This window comes from Labilibaculum sp., from assembly GCF_963664555.1.
Taxonomy (GTDB): Bacteria; Bacteroidota; Bacteroidia; order Bacteroidales; family Marinifilaceae; genus Labilibaculum.
The window spans coordinates 721,933-740,679 of the sequence record NZ_OY761461.1 but is presented as its reverse complement, the minus strand read 5'-3'; the positions used below and the strand labels follow the sequence as shown (position 1 = coordinate 740,679).

Genomic DNA, 18,747 nt, shown 5'->3' with positions numbered 1-18,747 from the left:
AACTAGTTTAGAATGAATTTCTCTTTTAATTTCTTGATGATGATTCCTACGGCCTCATCAGTACCAACTTCGTAAAGTTCACCTGCTGGTTTCAAGCCACGGGCAAATGCTTTGTGTACGCTTGTTGGTGATCCTTTTAATCCCAAATCTTTCTCATCAACTTCAATTTCGTTGAATCCCCAAACCTCAACCTCTTTTTGGTAGGCATCAACAATGCCGCCAACATTCATGTAACGTGGAGTGTTTGCCGATGAAAGAACGGTTACCACACAAGGAGCTTCTACCTCCAGCATTTGGTATCCGTCTTCGATATGACGTTTCATTGTGAATGTCTTATCTCCGTCGAATTTTAAATCTTCCAAATAAGATACCTGAGGCAAATCCAGATGTTCAGCAATTTGTGGACCTACCTGAGCTGTATCACCATCAATCGCCTGACGGCCTGTAATCAAAAGATCAAAATCGATCTTCCGCAATGCACCTGCCAAAGCATGCGAAGTAGCCAAAGTATCTGCTCCTGCAAATTTTCGATCCGTTAAGTGAATCGCCCGATCAACGCCCATAGCGTAAGCCTCACGAAGAATTAAATCGGCCTGAGGAGGTCCCATGGTAATTACGGTAACATGAGCTCCTTTTTCATCTTTTAACTGCAATGCCATTTCCAAACCACTTTTATCATCAGGGTTCATAATACTTGGCACACCGTCGCGGATTAAAGTTCCCGTTACCGGATCAATTTTTATTTCGGTTGTATCCGGTACCTGTTTAATACAGACAACTATTTTCATTTTGTTTTCTTTTTATTGGGATTGTAGAGACACGACATGTTGTGTCCTTAAATCGTTTCGTGTTAAACGGACACGACATGTCGTGTCCCTACGAATAATTAAATCCTTATTTTAACATATTGGCTGAAATTACCATTCTCTGAACTTCTGATGTTCCTTCGTAGATTTCTGTGATTTTTGCATCACGCATCATACGCTCCACCGGATATTCTCTGGTATAACCATATCCACCGTGAAGTTGAACTGCCTTATTGGTCACTTCCATTGCTGTTTCAGCAGCGTAAAGTTTAGCCATTGCAGCATCAACCGAATAAGGAAGTTTAGCATCTTTTTTGTAAGCTGCTTTGCGAACCAGCATACGCGACGCTTCCGTTTTGGTATTCATATCAGCCAACTGAAATTGTGTGTTTTGGAAGGCAGAAATCGGTCGACCGAACTGCTTTCTTTCTTTCACATATTTCACTGTTTCGTCGATAGCTCCCTGCGCAATACCCAAAGCCTGAGCGGCAATACCAATACGTCCGCCATCCAAAGTTTTCATCGCAATACCGAAACCTTTACTCAATTTACCCAACATGTTTTCCTTAGGAACAATACAGTTTTCGAATACCAATTCGCAGGTTGCAGATCCGCGGATACCCATTTTCTTTTCTTTTTTTCCGATAGAAAAACCTGGAGTTCCCTTTTCAATGATAAAAGCAGTGATACCACGTGTACCTTGTGATTTATCAGTCATCGCCAAAATCACATAAACGTGAGCAAATTCAGCATTGGTAATAAATATTTTACTTCCGTTGATGATATAATTGTCACCATCCTCGACTGCAGTTGTCTGTTGTCCTGCGGCATCGGTACCCGCGTTAGGTTCAGTCAAACCAAAAGCCCCAATCCATTCTCCTGAAGCAAGTTTTGGAAGGTATTTTTGCTTTTGTGCCTCTGTTCCGTGCTCCAAAATAGGAGCCGCACACAATGATGTGTGAGCCGATACAATAACCCCTGTAGTTGCACACACTGCCGACAGTTCTTCAACGGCCATCGAGTACATTACATTTGTTCCGCCTGCACCACCATATTGCTTTGGAATAGGAATGCCCATAATTCCAATTTTGGCCATCTTCTCAACTGTTTCAACCGGAAATCTTTCCAAATCATCTACTTCAGCAGCCAAAGGTTTCACTTCATTCTCAGCAAAATCCTTAATCATCTGCTGGAATAATTCCTGTTCTTTTGTTAAGCTAAAATCCATTCTTTAAATATAGATTTGAGATACTAGATATGAGACTAAAAGATCAGGACATGAGAAAAATCTCATATCTAACATCTCATATCTCCTATCTGTTTACACGTTTTTCAAAATAATTGCAGTACCCATTCCGCCACCAATACAAAGCGAAGCCAAACCAAACTCTTTTCCAGTACGCTTCATTTCGTGAATTAAACTTACGGTAATACGGGTTCCTGATGCTCCAATTGGATGACCTAAAGCGATAGCTCCTCCGTTCACATTGCATCTTTCAGCAAAGAAATCAGCATCAACAGCATGATCTTCGCACAATTGTTTTACCACTCCTAATGATTGAGCCGCAAAAGCTTCATTCAATTCAAGCACTTCCATTTGCTCCAATTTCATATTCGCTTTCTTCAATGCACTTGCAATTGCAGGAACAGGTCCCATCCCCATAATTGCCGGATCAACACCACCCTGACCGGTAGCTACAATCTCAGCAAGAGGAGTTAATCCAAATTCTTTAACGGCCTCTTCCGAAGCAACCAATACAAAGGCCGCACCATCATTTATACCCGATGCATTGCCTGCTGTTACAGTTCCATCCTTTTTAAAAGCGGGACGTAAGCCAGCTAATTTTTCAGCGCTGGTTCCGCGATTAATGAATTCATCAGCATCGAAAATAATTGTTTCTCTGCGGGATTTTATCTCTACAGGAACAATTTCATTCTTAAAATTTCCCTTATCCTGAGCGGCCATTGCTTTTTGCTGAGAAGCAAAAGAAAAAGCATCCTGCTCTTCGCGGGTTAAGTTATATTTAGCAGCAATGTTTTCTGCCGTAATTCCCATATGGTATCCTTCAAAAGCATCTGTTAAACCATCAAAAACCATGTGGTCAACTGCTTTCAAATCCATCATTTTGTGTCCTGTACGAACAGTTCCCGGCATTACAAAACCAGCATCCGACATGTTTTCGGTTCCTCCGGCAAGTATCAAATTCGCTTCCCCGGCTTTAATGTTCGCATAGGCCAAATTGATTGTTTTCATACCTGAACCACAAATCATGTTGATTCCGTAAGCAGGAACTTCCTGAGGAATACCTGCTTTAATGGAAGCCTGACGGGCAATCCCCTGACCTTGACCAGCCATAAGGATATTACCAACAACAACCTCATCAATTTTAGCCGCGTCAACGCCGGTTTCTTCAATGATGTTCTTGATTACTGTGGCTGCCAAATCAGTGGCTTTAACAGGAGTTAATGCTCCTAAAAATTTCCCGATTGCAGTTCGCTTGGCTGCAACAATATATACTTTGCTCATATCTTTTTTAGATTTGAGATTTGAGATGAAAGATGTGAGACCTGAAAACTGAAATGTGAGACCTAAAATTAAAACCATTTGTCTTTACGACTATTTAATTTCTTAAATCTAATATCTCATGTCTGATATCTCATATCTAGTTTCTCATATCTAGTTTTTTCTCATTTCAATTAAATCCTCAGCAATAATTAATTTTGCATCGGTAGCTTCCTGAATTTGCTCAATGGTAAATAAAGGATTGATCTCTTTTAAAAGAATTCCTTCCGGAACGATATCCATAACACCCATTTCTGTGATAATCATATTTACCTGACCTGCCGCAGTTAATGGAAGATTACAATCCGTCATGATCTTATGACTTCCGCGTGCAGTATGCTCCATGGCAAGAATTACACGCTTGGCTCCAACGATCAAATCCATAGCTCCTCCCATTCCCGGAGTTTTTTTGCCTGGAATAATCCAGTTTGCTAAATTTCCTTTTTCGTCTACCTGAAGGGCTCCCAAAATAGTAACATCAACATGACCACCTCTAATAATTCCAAAAGAAACAGAACTATCGAAACTACTGGCGCCATTTTTACAAGTAATAAATCCACCACCGGCATTTACAAAATCAGGGTCTTCATCTCCTTCAGCAGGAGCAACACCCATCCCCAACAATCCATTCTCCGATTGTAAAATCACATTCACATCTTCAGGAACGTAATTTGGGATAATTGTTGGCAATCCGATTCCAAGATTTACTACATCACCATTGTGTAATTCGAGAGCTGCTCTTCTGGCAATTACCTCTCTGATTTCATTTTTATCCATATCTTATGAGTAATAAGTAGTTAGTTATCAGTAACTAGTTTTAGACTTTAGTAACCAGTTTGACTAGCTACCAAGTACTAACGACTCTGTACTATTTATTTATTCTTCTGCTTAATTCCTGAGCTGCGTATGATGCAACATCATCGGCATATTTATTCATTCCAAAACCGGCATCGTAACCTAATTCTTTTGCCAACTCATGAGAAATCCGCGGTCCGCCGCAAATTAAAATTACTTTCTCGCGCAATCCTTCAGCTTCCATTAGCTCAACCAGTTCTACCAAATTCTTAATGTGAACATCTTTTTGAGTAACTGTTTGTGATACCAAAAGAACATCAGCTTCAAATTCTATTGCTTTCGCAATAAACTCTTCGTTTGGCACCTGACTTCCCATGTTTAAAGCTTCCATCATTTCGTAACGCTCCAAACCATAGTGTCCGGCAAAACCTTTCATATTCATGATGGCATCGATTCCAACAGTATGCGCATCGGAACCTGTACTGGCGCCTAAAACACGAATCGGACGACCAATGTTTTCTTTAATGAAATCATCCGTTTCGTGCATATCCATAGCCGTTGCTTCCACTTTAGGAACAGTAATTCCTGTAAAATCGACAGTATGAATACAATTTCCATAACAATTGAAAAATGTAAATCCTGCCATTAGCTCCTGCACATATACAACCTGAGGATTTTCAAAACCCATTTTCCTCATCATTTGCTTGGCTGCTTCGATGGCCTCGTCGCCTTTTGCTACCGGTAATGTAAAACTAACCTGAGTTTTACCATCGTTCATGGTATCGCCGTAAGGCTTGATCTTAGTTAGATCAAGTGTTTTATCAAATTCGTTGGAATCAGTTGAATAAAGACCTCCACTCATTTTTTTGTCTCCTTTATATTTTAAATATCAAATGCAATCGCACCCGTGTCTTTTAACACCCCCCTAATCCCCCCTGAAAGAGGGACTTCCCAGCTCCCAAAACTTATTTTTTTGGAACTTTTTACTTGATGCTTTGTACTTGTTACTTTATATTTGTTACTTTTTATGCAATAATTCAATAAACGGATTGAAGTAGTTGCTTCCTTTTTCCACAACTCCAGCCAAACCTTTACCGCCGTTTTTCGGACGTTTGATATCAGCAAAAATTCCTTTTTCAAGTGCTGTAAACAATCCTTCTTTTTCGATTTTCTCAACCAATTCAGTTGCATCATCAAGAACTTTTGCTGCACGCTGACGAATGATTCCGCCTTCTTTGAATTCCATTTCATCACCAATACTCTTCATGTTGTTGAAAATGTATTTAGCGTTTTCAATAGAAAGATATCTGTCGGACATGAATGGTGTGTGAATTGCTTCAGTAAGCATTCCCAGCAACTGAATTCCTTGTCCGGTCCAAATTGAAATTTGATTGAACAATGCATCCTGAACATGGCCTTTAAATACATTCCCGGTCATGAATTTTGTTGGAGGCATATATTTTAGAGGAGCCTTAGGAAAAATCTCTCGGATCATTTGAGCTTGACCCAACTCATAAAGGAAACCATTCTCTAGTCCCGGTTCCATTTCGAAAGCGTGACCTAACCCCATTTGTTCTTCAGGTAAACCTGCTACCAAAGCCAACTGCTCGTTAATAAAATCGGAAGCCAACACAGTGTGAGCCTCATCAAATGCATCAGCAGTTGTCAGGTAATTATCTTCTCCGGTGTTAATAATTACACCGGCAAAACCATTCAATAATCTTGAAAAGTACTGATCGACAATAGTACGTTGCATGTTGATATCGCGGAAAAGGATACCGTACAATGCATCGTTCAACATCACGTCCAAACCTTCAATTGCTCCCATTGCAGCAATCTCTGGCATACACAAACCAGAACAGTAGTTACACAAACGGATGTATTTGCCTTCTTCCTCACCAATTTTATCAAGGTGAGTACGCATAATTCGGAAATTTTCTTGAGTTGCCACAGTTCCACCAAAACCTTCGGTTGTTGCTCCGTAAGGAACGTAGTCAAGCAAACTTTGTCCGGTAGTACGAATTACAGCAATAATATCGGCACCCTGACGAGCTGCAGCCTCTGCCTGAACAACATCTTCGTAGATATTACCAGTTGCCACAATTACATATAAATAAGGCTTTGATCCTTCACCTATTGTTTCTATGTAATTATCTCTTTTCGCTTTGCGATCCTTAATCACCTGAATACTTTTCATTACAAAAGGTTGAATTGCCTTGTGAATTTCTTCAGTTGAATGAACCGGAATCTTAGTTAGATCCAATTCTCCAACAGCGATTTTCTCTGCAATTTCCTGCGGGTTTAAACCTGTTTCCAAAACAGCATTTCCCAAAAAGAACATTACACCTTCGCTCAAAACTCCTTTTTCCTGCAATTCATCAACAACAACATTTGGTAACGGCACCTCGTTGTTATCAACTCCATCGATTCCCAAAAGACGACACAAAGTTCTCTCAACTGAAACAGTTGAATAGTTCTCTACGAATTTCTGAACCTCGTCTGCAATTCGCTTCGACACCTCTTTTGCGTGTCCAACTTTCTCAAAGTCAAGACCTAGTTTACTCCTCTCCATTTCTTCCTAATTATGATTTAAGAATTATGAATTATAAATCAGGAAACTGTATTACACAATTCATCATTTATAATTAATAACTCATAATTTATTCTTACTCGCTAATTGGTTCTGCGCTCTTTCAATAATCTCTTTATCGATTCCCAATAAAGAAGCAATCCGAAGCGCTTCGTGAGGAACTTCCCCTTCCAGATCCTCTACCAATGAATAATCCATATAACTGTTTATATTTTTGCGGGTGATTACATTTGCACCCAAATCCTTGTCCAGACCTTTCACCCGAAGTTTTCTGAACTTGGATTTTAAACCACTGTAATGTGTAGTGATTACGCTTTTTATTTTTCCTTGATAAAAAATATCCGCTACGGCATTTACAATTGCCAAACCTTCTACCGGATTTGTTGTCCGAGCCAATTCATCAATCAAAACCAAAACATTTTTATGGCTTTTAGAATCTTTTACCATACGGCTCACATTCAACATTTCAGAGGCGAATGAAGACAAGCCATTCATTTCTGATTGCTCATCGCCAACCGATATCATAACTTTATCTACAATGCTGATTTGTGCCGATGCGGCCGGAACAAAAAATCCAAACTGAAACAAATACTGACAAAGAGCAAGTGTTTTTAACACCACCGTTTTCCCAGCCATATTCGCTCCTGTAATTACACAAACCGAACTTTCAAGCTCAATATCTATAGTCTGGTAATCTTTATTCTGGTTTGCCAGTTCATTTTTGATCATTGGGTTGAACAAGCCCCTATATATTGTATTTTCCTTAGATACTTCTCCCTTACTCAGCTGTAAACTTTTAGCTTGAACAGCTTTCGCGATCAATAAATCCAAATGAGCCAATTGCTGCAAGGCATTTGCTAAACCGGATCCGTGTAAGGAGATTTTAGAACATAGATCCTCACGAACCTTTGCCTCAATTTCTTGTGATTTGCTAAATAAAACTTCAATATCCAATTCAGAATCTCCATTTTTACTCTTAGCGAATCTCAACTCTTTACGAGCTACAGCTAATTCCTCTGAATAATTATCGTAGATGTAAAAAGATGGAATTTTTGTATTTTGAGGATCCAGCAAACGAATCAATTGACTCAGATCCTGAATTTCCAGAAAACTCTGCTTTCCTTCTTTTTGAAGTTCAACAATATCCTGAGCCACTAAAGCAAACACCTTAATTTCGAACAGTTCAACATCATCAAGCACCAAATTACCAAGCAAATTATTCACGCTTCCACGGATATCGCGCAACTGAGCTAATTTATTCTGAATTTGAAAAATAAAATCTGAATTCAACTCCAAAGCTTGTACTATCCGATCCACCAAGTTCAATTCGGCAGTAATTTCCTTTTCGCAGCACATCATTTTCGAATCCAGCAGACAACGTCTTCCCATGGGAGATCTTAAATCCAGATTCTCCATCAGAAATTGCAATCCGCTTGTATGTGATACTACTTCCCGAAACATTTCTACAATCTTTTTATATCGTAAACCGGCACATTTACTTTATCCTGCAATGCACTTTTCAACTCATCCGAATTCAATCGGTATCCATCAGGCGAAACAGGATTAATTGTAATCGCCAACAAATTGGTTTTATTTAAAACCTGTATTCTTCCGCCTCGCTTTACAAAAGCATAATAGGTTTCAGGATTTGCAAATACTCTTATAAAATCCCTGACAATCAGCTCTATTTCAGAAATCTGTTTCTGATTCTTCAGAAAATCTAAAAACTGATCGGTTACAGCGCCACTCACAAAAAAGCTATTGCCATGCTGAAAAAGCTTATCCTTTTCTTTTTGAATCAGCAAAACAGAACTAATTCCAGTATCCTGAAACTTGCCTTCCGAATCGATTGCCCAAATGCCATTATCTACTTCAGATAATTGAGCTTTCAAATTCATTTCAATTTCCGGCAACTGAATCAAATCATACACATATTTAGTCTTATAAACCAATTGCGTAATATTTGCCGAAAGAGCTGCTCCTGTTGCCAAAATCATGGCCTCGGTTACAGCTGGCGAACCTATACTTTTGCGGGATAAAGCACCATCAACAATGCACAGCTCTACTCCTTTATTTTTTAAATCAGCAATTAACTCCTTAATGGAATGATTGCTAACGGGTCCCGACAAAAGAACCTTACCCTTGCTTAAAACTTTTGCGCTTACCAACCGGCCTAAACTTGTTGATTGACGGGATACATCTATCACTTCAGATATCAGCTTTCGCTGTTTATAATGCAATTCCGAAGTCACAAAAATCATCCCTTCACTAAGCTCTATTTCGGGCTTATTTGTTTGTGTAACCTGATCACAGCTTTCGCCATCAATACCAATTGAAGTAAGAGCTATTTGTTTACGGCTGTCCCTAAGCCGGGACAGCACGTAATTCAAACACTCGGTCTTCCCGGTATTTTTCTCAAGTCCTACAATCGAAAGACTCTTATAATTTTCTATGTCGTTAAGAAACGGCATCTATTTTTTTATTTCTGTCTTTTCTAGCCAAATGATCTGGTTCTATTGATAATCTATCTCCATTTAAAAGAGATGCAACCCCTTCGTGTTTCTCATTCATCGTACAATCAGGACAAGTGCATTTATTATCGTAATGAGAAGGTTCAGTATAAGTTGTAATCACTCCTTCAAAATTTCTCATTACCACTTTTCCAGGACTCTGAGAAATTACATACTGAGGCATGACCGGAGTTTTTCCTCCTCCTCCCGGAGCATCAACCACAAAAGTAGGCACTGCAAAACCAGAAGTATGACCACGAAGATTTTCAATGATCTCAATGCCTTTAGAAACCGGAGTTCTGAAATGCTCCAATCCCATCGAAAGATCACACTGATAAATATAATACGGACGAACCCTGTTCATTACAAGGTTGTGCATCAACTTTTTCATGATGTGAACACAATCGTTCACCCCTTTTAAAAGTACCGATTGGTTTCCTAAAGGAATCCCTGCATTTGCCATGCGAGCCAATGCATTTTTAGAATCCTCAGTCATCTCGTCGGAGTGATTAAAATGAGTATTCAGCCAAATTGGATGATATTTACTCAACATTTTCACCAAATTATCGGTAATACGTTGTGGCAAAACAACAGGAGTACGTGTTCCAATACGAATAATCTCAACATGAGGAATAGCTCGCAAACGGCTGATAATATATTCTAATTTATCATCGCTGATCAACAAAGCATCCCCACCTGAAAGAACAACATCTCTTACCTGCGGCGTATTTGCGATGTACTCAATTGCTTTCTCGATATTATCCTGAGGAGTTGAAGCATCGGACTGTCCGGCAAAACGACGGCGGGTACAATGACGGCAATACATCGAACACATATCAGTTATCAGAAACAAAACACGATCCGGATAACGGTGAGTTAAACCAGGAACAGGAGAATCTTCATCCTCATGCAATGGATCCAAAAGATCTGCCGGAGAATGATATACTTCTGCGGCTGTTGGAATTGCCTGCTTACGAACCGGACAATTTGGGTTATTCTGATCAATTAGAGTCATGTAATATGGAGTAATAGCCATACGCAATGATGCCAATGATCTGCGAACTCCTTCTTCTTCCTCTTCAGTCAAACTAATGTATTTCTTTAACTGATCCAATGTTTCAATACGGTTACGCACCTGCCATTTCCAGTCATTCCACTGAATATCGGTTACCTCAGGAAACATTTCTCTGCGTCTGTCGTTGTTAGTCATTACACGTATAATTTTTCGAACAATTCTCTAATTCCTTTTGAATTTCTGATAATATCTAATGTTAGGTCAGCATGTCCAATTGCATAACCATTCCCAACAATCATATCAACATCTTTACCCACACCCTCTGCTCCAAGAGCTGCTTTACTAAATGATGTAGCCATTGAGAAGAAGTAAACACAACCTCTGTCTTTGGTAATTAAAATAGATGACATTTCTGTAGACGCAACATTTACATTGTTGATTACTACATCGCATCCTTCCTCACCAGTTATTTCGGTTACTCGTGTGTAAACATCCATTACATCTGTTGCATCACCAACCAAAACATCAGTAGCCAAACCAAGATTTTTAATGCGCTGTGCATTTTCTTTCGAATACTCCACAACAATCACTTTTCCTTTTGTCCCAACTTTCTGCATTGCCTGATAGCAGCAAAGCACACCCGATTTTCCACCACCACCGATAATACAAACCGTGTCGCCTTCTTTCACCAAACGATCTACCTGAGCAGGAGCACCTGCAACATCAAGAGCTGCCAAAGCCAATTTCTCAGGCAAGTCTGTTGGAAGAACTGCATACAAACCACTCGCAAAAAGAATCGCCTGAGCATCTACATCAACCTGATCGTTAGACAGATTAATATTTTTAATTTTTTGAATATTTAAAGGAGTTAATGATAAAGAAACCAATGTGGCTATCTTATCACCAACTTTTAAATCCTGATTTGGGAAGTTAGGACCAACTGCCTTAACCGTTCCTATCAACATTCCACCAGAACCCGTTACCGGATTTTGCATTTTACCACGTTCAGCAACAATAGAAAGAATCATTTCTTCCATTTTTGCAGTGTCAGCATCACAAGCGCCCTTAATCTGAGTAAAACTTGCCGAATCAATATTCAATGTTTGAACATCAATTAAAACCTCATTGTCGTAAATCGACATGTTGTTATCCAACTTTTGAGCTGGTTGTGGAAGAGTACCTTTTGGTTCAAGTACTCTGTGTGTTCCGTATTTATTTCCTTTGTTCATTTCCTATTATTAGATTTGAGATTTGAGATTTGAGACATGAGAAAAAGACTCCTGCTCAACTTCCTTGATCTAATCTTATTTTTGCTTTAACCCTAAAATTTCCCGTGCTTCGGCTGGTGTTGCAATCTCGCGGCCTAATTCCTTCGCCAAACGAACTACTTTCTCAACCAATTGACCATTCGATTCTGCAACAACACCTCTTGAAATCATTGTATTGTCTTCAAATCCAACACGTACATGACCACCGTCAACAATAGCAGCAACTGCCAGTGGAAATTCAAAACGACCAATACCTGCAACAGTATAAGTTGCATCAGCAGGAATACTTTCTCTCAGAAAAACAAAATCGCGAAGTGTACCTGAAATGCCTCCATTCACTCCCATTACAAAATCGAAATGCATTGGAGATTTAATAAAACCTTTCTTATGAAGACGAAGAGCCATATCAATCATAGATTTATCGAACACTTCCAATTCTGGTTTAATTCCTCTCTCAATCATTCTCTCACCAAAATACTTAATGGTGTTTTCAGTATTCTCGAAGATTTCATCGCCGCCAAAATTCAAAGTACCGCAATCTAAAGTTGCCATTTCAGGATTCAACTCTGTTGGTTGCAGTCTTTCATCGTTGGTCATTCCCACAGCACCACCAGTTGATGGCTGAATAATTACCTCAGGATATTTAGCGTGAATTGCATCCATCACCATTTTGAAACGATTCTTATCTTGGGTAGGAGTTCCATCATCGGTTCTCACATGAAGATGAATTATACTTGCTCCAGCTTCATAAGCCAAACCTGCTTCACGTACACATTCTTCAATAGTGTAAGGAACATTTGGATTGTGCTCCTTAGTAACCTCTGCGCCACAAATGGCTGCTGTGATGATCAGTTTTTCCATGGCTTATAATTATTTACGTTGAGATTTCTTTGGAGTAACACATGTTCCTACAGCTCTGCAAACTACAACTGGCTCTTCTAAAAAATCAGCTGCAGATTCAGAAATATCTGTTCTTGGCACAATTACTTTGCGGGCCTCGAAAGTCATCTTACGGCTTGAGTTGCCTTCTTTTATAATTTCGCCAACTGCTTCGATGTAATCACCTGCATAAACAGGAGCTAAAAATTCAACACTTTCGTATCCTGCAAACAATCCTTCATCACCATCGCGACGGATTAATAATTCTGTTGCTACGTCACCAAATAACTGAAGCATTTTTGCTCCATCAACCAAATTTCCACCATAATGAGCGTCATGAGAACTCATGCGCATTCTTATCATTGCCTTTTCCATTTGTCTATATTAGTTAGTTGTTTACAATAAAATCTACAAAAATAGATGGAGTTTTTACCTCTTCCGGCTTCAGTGTTCCAGCCTCTACCATCTGCTTAGCTTCTACAATTACCAAATCGGCAGCAGTCGCCATTAATGGATTAAAATTCTGGGTAGTACCTCTATATGTAAGATTACCCTGAGTATCAGATATACTTGCACCAATCAAAGCAACATCAGCCCGCAAAGGTTTTTCCAATAAAAACTCTTTACCATCAACGGTTATAATCTCCTTCCCATCGGCCACCATGGTTCCCAAACCTGTTGGAGTAAGAACTCCACCTAACCCTGCGCCACCTGAACGAACACGCTCAGCCAAAGTACCCTGAGGACTAAATTCCACTTCTATTTCGCCATTATTCATTTGTTCAATCGTGGCTGGATTTGTTCCAATATGAGAAGTAATCACCTTAACAACCTGTCTGTTGGCAATCAATTTACCAAGACCTTTATCTGCGAAAGCTGTATCGTTACAAATGATAGTTAAATTTTTAACATTAGAAGAAACAATCTGATCGATCATATTATTCGCAGTTCCAACCGAAAGAAATCCTCCGATCATGATGGTCATTCCATCCTGCAGTTTAGCAACTGCCTCTTTTATTGAGATTATCTTGTTCATCGAAAAATAGTTTTTACCGTTTTACTTATAAGCTTCTAAAATCAATAAAACAGAAGCTTTCAGTCTATTTACGAAACAAAGATAATTTTTTAAATCATGGATGAAAACGATTGCATCATTCCATATTAAGACCAATTCTAAATGACAACAACATGACACACTTCCGTCTTTTTATTCATTCTAAACAAACTTCTCAAAAGACTCAAAAAGGCCATTTTCGATCCTATTAATGTTATTATTTTAACATTAATGTTAATTTTAATCATTTTACACACGGACTGCCACACCCAAAACCTGCCGCACAACACATGTTCCACTGCTCATTTACCTGTATGTTTTACAACATTATTTAATATTTTAGATGCTTTTCTCAAACAACCATTAAATTTTGAACCTTACTATCCGACAATCAATTAAATTCAGAATATAAACTACAGATTTTTAAGCAACAGCTATTAAAAATATTTTTGGGGAACCGGAATTGCCCCACAAACATATTTGTTTATTTTTTAACAAATGCGGAAGAAACAAAACTCCACTCGGTTTCCATCTGTATTTGTAGGAATACAGAGCTTTATAAAATTTCGAGAAAACTATGCTTGTTTAAATATTCGAACTTGTCTGAAACCCAAAACCAGCAATGCCACCAATTTCAAAACTTCCATAAGTACGTATATGTGATGAATTGAATTTTTCTCAGGTACCATTCCCATAATAATTAACTGTGCATGCTGATTTAATTCAGGGAGCAAATATCCCGACTGAGCAACTACAAAGGTGAAAATCGTTAAGCCAGTAATCACAACAACTTTATCGGTATAATAGATAAACACATAAACCAAAAGCATTGCTGAAAAAATGCGCTCAACCATATTTAAAGCGCCAAATACATGAACTCCCACATCCAATCCTGTTGGCAGGTCGAGCGACACAGCCCGAAACTTAACCCAGGCTTCCATAAAGCTAATCGCCAATAAAAACCCTACCCAAACGAAGGAAAGCACAAATCCGTATTTTGCTATTTTAGTCATATCTCTTTTTCTTATTTTGAAAGATTAAAAATAAGAAAAAGGATTCTAATTCTTTACTTTTTAGCAGAACTATTACAAACACTTGGAATCAATCGATACGGAAATAATACCAAATTAACATCAAAACAGACTTTAAATAAAATTGATATAAGCAAAAAAAAGTCCTTTTACATCAGCCACTGAATTTTCTGATAGTAAAAGGACAATACTTTTAATTTTTTTCACACATTTAAGAGTCTAATTCCTTCTTCCCATATAAATCATTACATAGTAAAGTAATGTTGCCAAGGAAGACAGAGCTGCAATAAAATAAGTATATGCCGCCCATTTCAATGCATCAAAAGCGCTTTTCTGTGTTTCATAGGTTGTAATACCTGATGTTTTCAACCAAACCAAGGCTCTTCGACTAGCATCCACCTCTACAGGCAAGGTGATAATACTAAAAAGGGTAGTGCCGGCAAACAGTACTATCCCTGTCAAAAGTAGTTGAGGGAAAGTATTCACCATGACAATTCCAGCTAAAAGCACCCACTGTACCCACTTAGAACCAAAACTAACAATAGGCACTAAAGCCGATCGCATTTGCAACCACGCATATGCTTCGGCATGTTGAATTGCATGACCGGTTTCATGCGCAGCTACAGCTGCAGCACCAATACTTCTGCCATGATAAACATCCTTGCTAAGATTAATGGTTTTGTCTGCCGGATTGTAATGATCGGACAACTGTCCATCAACAGAACCAATCCTTACCCCTCTCACACCATGATCCCTTAACATCTGCTCAACCACCTCGCGTCCTGTCATTCCATTCGCAGTAGGCATTTGAGAATACCTTTTAAATCTTGTTTTCAATTGGTTAGCTACCAACCAGCTTAACAAGGTAAAAGCAATAAATATAATCCAAATTCCTCCCATTATAATTCCTCCAATTAGTTTAACAGACCTTTTAGCTGTAAAAACTCAAATTCTCTGCCAAGATTGATTCAAATACATTTCATGTCGATTTGACAGCTATTGGAACACCCTGATTAATAGCCATCCTCCCCAAACACAGCAAGATAGTACACCTATTCACACATGCAAATATTTGAATTTCAAGGGAGTTAAACATCAATAAAAACAAAAAGCAGGTACCATTTCCTAGACATTCCATATAATTTGCTTATTTTTGCCATTCCTTAAAACAAAAAGAACCAAGCAATGTTCACCGACTCAGATTTTGATGCTATTCGACCATATAACGATTCCGAGGTTGTAGAAACCATAGGACGTTTAATAAAAGAAGAAGCTTTTATTCGATTCTCTCAACAGTTATTCCCAGGATTTTCGAAAGAGATGATTGTGAAAGCATTGGGAGAAGTAAAAACAATAAAAGAATTTCAGAGCAACTTCATTGTACGACTGGCACAACACATTATTGACCACACCACCAAAGGGATAACCATTGATGGACTGGAAAATCTTGATCCAAAAGAAAGCTATTTATTTATTTCGGATCATAGAGATATCATTTTGGATTCTGCCTTGCTTAACGTGATGCTTCACAACAATGGTTTTGAAACAACTGAAATCGCTATTGGCAGCAACCTTTTAATCCAACCGTGGATAGCCGATTTAGTTAAACTAAACAAAAGCTTTGTTGTGCAAAGAAACGTAACTGTTCGTCAGATGCTTACCAGCTCAAAGCAATTATCATCTTACATACAGTATGCCTTAAACACTAAAAAATCATCTATTTGGATAGCACAACGAGAAGGGCGAACTAAAGATGGTGATGACAGAACTCAACAAAGTTTGTTGAAAATGCTTCAAATGAGTGGAGATGTTACTTTCTCGGAGCACTTTAAAAGTTTACGAATTGTTCCTGTTGCTATTTCATACGAATACGAGCCATGCGATGCAATGAAAACCATAGAAGTGTACAAAAAAGAAACCGACGAAGGTTTTAAGAAAACTCCTAAGGACGATTTACGAAGTATGATCAAAGGAATGGTTAATGAAAAAGGCCGTGTTAATTTTGTAATCGGAAAACCAATTTCTGCAATGCTCGATGTTATTGAAGAGATGGACGACAGCAGAGATAAATTCAAAGCTCTTGCAGATTTGATTGATTACAGAATACACAAGAACTACAAACTTTGGCCTGACAACTACATTGCCTATGATATCGTAAACAATACGAATGAGTTCGCAGATAAATATACATCTGAAGAAAAAGATCTTTTCCTAAAGCACATGGAAAAGAAAATTAATCCGGATGAAGGAAATCTAGAAAGATTAAATCAGATATTCCTGGAAATCTATGCTAATCCTGTAAAAAACAGATTGGAATTAAAAAAACCGGACTTTGTCCCGGAAAAATAGAATACTATGGCTTTCTTATGAAGGCCATTTTTTTTTGAGCTGATTTTTTAATAATTTCATTCTATAAATAAAATTCATCTGAAATAAATACTCCACAATTCACCTACTAAGATTGGTTAAAATTAAAAACACATGAAACTAATTAAACTCCTGCTAATCATGTCCACCTTTTTAATTATGGTGGCTGCAATATTAAACCTCCTGAACTCTTCGGCAGAAACCCCTGACAGAAGCGGAATCTATATTGAACTGGTAGTCATGTTCATCCTTACGATATCAATGGTATTGTTGAACAATCAGGAAAAGAAGATTAAAGAATTGGAAAAAAAACAGAATGAGGAGCTATAACAGCTCCTTTTTTTACGCCTTCAATTTGGCAATAACAAATGAACAACATTACATTAATTAAACTGTTAAAAATGTTAAGACTTCTTAATGTATTCTTCAAACCTCAAAGAAAATTGTAGCTTAGTGGAACAAGTTCTGATAAAAACTTTAAACTTGAATAATTATGCTCGAACAAACAAAAATCGTACTCGCTAATGTAAGTTTTGATTTTGCTCTTTTTCGCAAAGAGTTGACAAAAGCCATTCAGTGGTTAACTCCATCGGATTTTGAGAAGCTTAAAAATTGGTGCCTGGAAAATTATTCAGGTCGTTATCACGAGATACTTTCTGATGTTACCAAACCTCAGCTTTCATTATAAAAAGTAAATTGCTCTATCAATTCAGGGAATCTTAGATTGGGTGTCCTCTTTTTTTTTACCATCTTAAAATTTGAATATCTATCCTTTAAAAAAAATGAAGTATCTTCGCATCGGAAAAAAAATCAGAAGATGATAAAATTTGTACGTCATATTAAAGTAGGAGATCAGGAATTTGAAACCTGGTTCGGAATGGAAATTAAAAAGAAAGGGAACAGACCCAATATCGATATTTTCTATTATACCGATGATCCGAGTGAAGAATTAAGCATGCATCAATTGATCAAATCAAATTTTCAGAGCAAAAAAGACGCTTTGCAATTTGGGATCAAATTCATGCGGAGTATGTATCAGGATATGATACAACGCGAAAAAGAAGTCGAGAAAAAAGAAAAAAAAGCAGAACAATCTGATTCTACTGAAAAGGTTTCAGAATAAATATCTCATAAAAAAAAACGCCGGTCGAATGACCGGCGTTTTTTATATCAGAAAACTATTACATGATCAGTTTGTATCCTCTACCATGAACATTGATAATTTCAATGCCCGGTTCAGGCTTTAAATGCTTTCTTAACTTAGTAATATATACATCCATACTTCTGGCATTAAAATAATTATCGTCGGACCAGATCGTTCTAAGAGCTAAATTCCGCTCCAAAACTTTATTCACATTATTACAAAGAAGTTTTAACAATTCTGATTCTTTCGTTGTCAGCTTAATTGTCGCTTCGCCATCCTGAAGAAATTGTTTCTTTGAATCAAATAAAAAGCGCCCTAATTTAAACTCTTCCTGAGTATTTTCACTTTTCACCCCTGAAGTTCTTCTTAAAACAGCTTCGATACGAACCAACAGTTCTTCCATACTAAAAGGCTTAGTCATATAATCATCGGCTCCCAACTTAAACCCCTCTAAAACATCTTCTTTCATCGACTTCGCAGTTAGGAAAATGATTGGAATCTCACTATTTATTAAGCGAATATCCTTAGCCAAAGTAAAACCATCTCTATGTGGCATCATGATATCAAAAATACACAGATCATATGGATTTTTTAAAAATTCATCGTATGCCTTATCGCCATCTTCACGCAGTGTGGTGTTATAGCCTTTTGCAACCAAATACTCTTTTAATAGAAGTCCTAGATTAGCATCATCTTCTGCTAATAAAATTTTAACTTGTTCCATA

Annotated in this window: 20 protein-coding genes; 4 read left to right on the top strand and 16 right to left on the bottom strand. The window is 38.0% G+C overall.

The window, feature by feature from the left end:
- Positions 1–2: 2 nt before the first annotated feature.
- The 15 genes from ACKU4N_RS03110 to ACKU4N_RS03040 all read right to left on the bottom strand — a co-directional run bounded on the left by ACKU4N_RS03110 (position 3) and on the right by ACKU4N_RS03040 (position 15,411).
- Positions 3–788, bottom strand: a complete 786-nt coding sequence (locus ACKU4N_RS03110; protein ID WP_124993936.1) for an electron transfer flavoprotein subunit beta/FixA family protein — start codon at positions 786–788, stop codon at positions 3–5.
- A 106-nt stretch (positions 789–894) separates the two neighbouring features.
- Positions 895–2,034 carry an acyl-CoA dehydrogenase gene (locus ACKU4N_RS03105; protein ID WP_321320483.1) on the bottom strand — a complete coding sequence of 380 codons (1,140 nt, stop codon included), beginning with the start codon at positions 2,032–2,034 and terminating at the stop codon, positions 895–897.
- Between the two features lie 93 nt (positions 2,035–2,127).
- Positions 2,128–3,333 carry an acetyl-CoA C-acetyltransferase gene (locus tag ACKU4N_RS03100; protein WP_321320481.1) on the bottom strand — a complete coding sequence of 402 codons (1,206 nt, stop codon included), beginning with the start codon at positions 3,331–3,333 and terminating at the stop codon, positions 2,128–2,130.
- A 150-nt stretch (positions 3,334–3,483) separates the two neighbouring features.
- The gene (locus ACKU4N_RS03095) at positions 3,484–4,146 is read right to left on the bottom strand and encodes a 3-oxoacid CoA-transferase subunit B (protein WP_101309421.1); all 663 of its coding nucleotides are present in this window, start codon (positions 4,144–4,146) and stop codon (positions 3,484–3,486) included.
- Between the two features lie 91 nt (positions 4,147–4,237).
- Positions 4,238–5,026, bottom strand: a complete 789-nt coding sequence (locus ACKU4N_RS03090) for a lysine 5,6-aminomutase subunit beta (RefSeq protein ID WP_321320479.1) — start codon at positions 5,024–5,026, stop codon at positions 4,238–4,240.
- A 156-nt stretch (positions 5,027–5,182) separates the two neighbouring features.
- Positions 5,183–6,736, bottom strand: coding sequence for a lysine 5,6-aminomutase subunit alpha (locus ACKU4N_RS03085; protein WP_321320477.1), 1,554 nt, complete (start codon positions 6,734–6,736; stop codon positions 5,183–5,185).
- 81 nt (positions 6,737–6,817) lie between these two features.
- Positions 6,818–8,215 carry a lysine 5,6-aminomutase reactivase ATPase KamC gene (locus tag ACKU4N_RS03080; protein ID WP_321320476.1) on the bottom strand — a complete coding sequence of 466 codons (1,398 nt, stop codon included), beginning with the start codon at positions 8,213–8,215 and terminating at the stop codon, positions 6,818–6,820.
- A 2-nt stretch (positions 8,216–8,217) separates the two neighbouring features.
- Complete coding sequence (locus ACKU4N_RS03075; protein WP_321320475.1) at positions 8,218–9,225, bottom strand: lysine 5,6-aminomutase reactivase subunit KamB; 1,008 nt, start codon at positions 9,223–9,225, stop codon at positions 8,218–8,220.
- Entirely contained in the window at positions 9,212–10,474 is a 1,263-nt protein-coding gene (ablA, locus tag ACKU4N_RS03070; protein ID WP_156196751.1) for a lysine 2,3-aminomutase, read from the bottom strand. Before ablA ends, ACKU4N_RS03075 begins: the two co-directional genes overlap by 14 nt.
- Complete coding sequence (locus ACKU4N_RS03065) at positions 10,474–11,508, bottom strand: L-erythro-3,5-diaminohexanoate dehydrogenase (RefSeq protein ID WP_321320474.1); 1,035 nt, start codon at positions 11,506–11,508, stop codon at positions 10,474–10,476. The genes ablA and ACKU4N_RS03065 overlap by 1 nt, the downstream gene beginning before the upstream one ends.
- Before the next feature lie 75 nt (positions 11,509–11,583).
- Positions 11,584–12,408, bottom strand: coding sequence for a 3-keto-5-aminohexanoate cleavage enzyme (locus tag ACKU4N_RS03060; RefSeq protein ID WP_321320473.1), 825 nt, complete (start codon positions 12,406–12,408; stop codon positions 11,584–11,586).
- Between the two features lie 9 nt (positions 12,409–12,417).
- Positions 12,418–12,801 carry a 3-aminobutyryl-CoA ammonia lyase gene (locus ACKU4N_RS03055; RefSeq protein WP_321320472.1) on the bottom strand — a complete coding sequence of 128 codons (384 nt, stop codon included), beginning with the start codon at positions 12,799–12,801 and terminating at the stop codon, positions 12,418–12,420.
- A gap of 13 nt (positions 12,802–12,814) precedes the next feature.
- The gene (locus ACKU4N_RS03050) at positions 12,815–13,462 is read right to left on the bottom strand and encodes a CoA transferase subunit A (RefSeq protein ID WP_321320471.1); all 648 of its coding nucleotides are present in this window, start codon (positions 13,460–13,462) and stop codon (positions 12,815–12,817) included.
- Between the two features lie 593 nt (positions 13,463–14,055).
- On the bottom strand, positions 14,056–14,493 hold the full coding sequence (locus ACKU4N_RS03045) for a hypothetical protein (protein ID WP_321320470.1): 438 nt from the start codon (positions 14,491–14,493) through the stop codon (positions 14,056–14,058).
- Positions 14,494–14,730: 237 nt separating this feature from the next.
- Positions 14,731–15,411 (bottom strand): zinc metallopeptidase, encoded by a 681-nt coding sequence (locus ACKU4N_RS03040; RefSeq protein WP_321320468.1) that lies wholly within the window; start codon positions 15,409–15,411, stop codon positions 14,731–14,733.
- Between the two features lie 285 nt (positions 15,412–15,696).
- Here ACKU4N_RS03040 and ACKU4N_RS03035 point away from each other — a divergent pair, with 285 nt between their 5' ends.
- From ACKU4N_RS03035 to ACKU4N_RS03020, 4 genes are all read left to right on the top strand, one after another.
- Entirely contained in the window at positions 15,697–16,860 is a 1,164-nt protein-coding gene (locus ACKU4N_RS03035) for a 1-acyl-sn-glycerol-3-phosphate acyltransferase (RefSeq protein ID WP_321320466.1), read from the top strand.
- Between the two features lie 132 nt (positions 16,861–16,992).
- On the top strand, positions 16,993–17,208 hold the full coding sequence (locus ACKU4N_RS03030; protein WP_321320462.1) for a hypothetical protein: 216 nt from the start codon (positions 16,993–16,995) through the stop codon (positions 17,206–17,208).
- 163 nt (positions 17,209–17,371) lie between these two features.
- Complete coding sequence (locus ACKU4N_RS03025) at positions 17,372–17,566, top strand: hypothetical protein (protein WP_321320460.1); 195 nt, start codon at positions 17,372–17,374, stop codon at positions 17,564–17,566.
- Positions 17,567–17,695: 129 nt separating this feature from the next.
- Complete coding sequence (locus ACKU4N_RS03020) at positions 17,696–18,001, top strand: hypothetical protein (RefSeq protein WP_321320458.1); 306 nt, start codon at positions 17,696–17,698, stop codon at positions 17,999–18,001.
- A gap of 58 nt (positions 18,002–18,059) precedes the next feature.
- Here ACKU4N_RS03020 and ACKU4N_RS03015 read toward each other — a convergent pair whose 3' ends face one another.
- Complete coding sequence (locus ACKU4N_RS03015) at positions 18,060–18,746, bottom strand: response regulator transcription factor RprY (RefSeq protein WP_321320455.1); 687 nt, start codon at positions 18,744–18,746, stop codon at positions 18,060–18,062.
- Between the last annotated feature and the right edge of the window lies 1 nt (position 18,747).

Bases quoted from the DNA above. Each gene is read 5' to 3' on its own strand.
- ACKU4N_RS03060 (WP_321320473.1), bottom strand. From the start codon at position 12,408: ATGGAAAAACTGATCATCACAGCAGCCATTTGTGGCGCAGAGGTTACT.
- ACKU4N_RS03035 (WP_321320466.1), top strand. From the start codon at position 15,697: ATGTTCACCGACTCAGATTTTGATGCTATTCGACCATATAACGATTCC.
- ACKU4N_RS03100 (WP_321320481.1), bottom strand. From the start codon at position 3,333: ATGAGCAAAGTATATATTGTTGCAGCCAAGCGAACTGCAATCGGGAAA.
- ACKU4N_RS03075 (WP_321320475.1), bottom strand. From the start codon at position 9,225: ATGCCGTTTCTTAACGACATAGAAAATTATAAGAGTCTTTCGATTGTA.
- ACKU4N_RS03055 (WP_321320472.1), bottom strand. From the start codon at position 12,801: ATGGAAAAGGCAATGATAAGAATGCGCATGAGTTCTCATGACGCTCAT.
- ACKU4N_RS03020 (WP_321320458.1), top strand. From the start codon at position 17,696: ATGATAAAATTTGTACGTCATATTAAAGTAGGAGATCAGGAATTTGAA.
- ACKU4N_RS03050 (WP_321320471.1), bottom strand. From the start codon at position 13,462: ATGAACAAGATAATCTCAATAAAAGAGGCAGTTGCTAAACTGCAGGAT.
- ablA (WP_156196751.1), bottom strand. From the start codon at position 10,474: ATGACTAACAACGACAGACGCAGAGAAATGTTTCCTGAGGTAACCGAT.
- ACKU4N_RS03110 (WP_124993936.1), bottom strand. From the start codon at position 788: ATGAAAATAGTTGTCTGTATTAAACAGGTACCGGATACAACCGAAATA.
- ACKU4N_RS03015 (WP_321320455.1), bottom strand. From the start codon at position 18,746: ATGGAACAAGTTAAAATTTTATTAGCAGAAGATGATGCTAATCTAGGA.
- ACKU4N_RS03090 (WP_321320479.1), bottom strand. From the start codon at position 5,026: ATGAGTGGAGGTCTTTATTCAACTGATTCCAACGAATTTGATAAAACA.
- ACKU4N_RS03085 (WP_321320477.1), bottom strand. From the start codon at position 6,736: ATGGAGAGGAGTAAACTAGGTCTTGACTTTGAGAAAGTTGGACACGCA.
- ACKU4N_RS03065 (WP_321320474.1), bottom strand. From the start codon at position 11,508: ATGAACAAAGGAAATAAATACGGAACACACAGAGTACTTGAACCAAAA.
- ACKU4N_RS03030 (WP_321320462.1), top strand. From the start codon at position 16,993: ATGAAACTAATTAAACTCCTGCTAATCATGTCCACCTTTTTAATTATG.
- ACKU4N_RS03025 (WP_321320460.1), top strand. From the start codon at position 17,372: ATGCTCGAACAAACAAAAATCGTACTCGCTAATGTAAGTTTTGATTTT.
- ACKU4N_RS03045 (WP_321320470.1), bottom strand. From the start codon at position 14,493: ATGACTAAAATAGCAAAATACGGATTTGTGCTTTCCTTCGTTTGGGTA.
- ACKU4N_RS03095 (WP_101309421.1), bottom strand. From the start codon at position 4,146: ATGGATAAAAATGAAATCAGAGAGGTAATTGCCAGAAGAGCAGCTCTC.
- ACKU4N_RS03105 (WP_321320483.1), bottom strand. From the start codon at position 2,034: ATGGATTTTAGCTTAACAAAAGAACAGGAATTATTCCAGCAGATGATT.
- ACKU4N_RS03040 (WP_321320468.1), bottom strand. From the start codon at position 15,411: ATGGGAGGAATTTGGATTATATTTATTGCTTTTACCTTGTTAAGCTGG.
- ACKU4N_RS03080 (WP_321320476.1), bottom strand. From the start codon at position 8,215: ATGTTTCGGGAAGTAGTATCACATACAAGCGGATTGCAATTTCTGATG.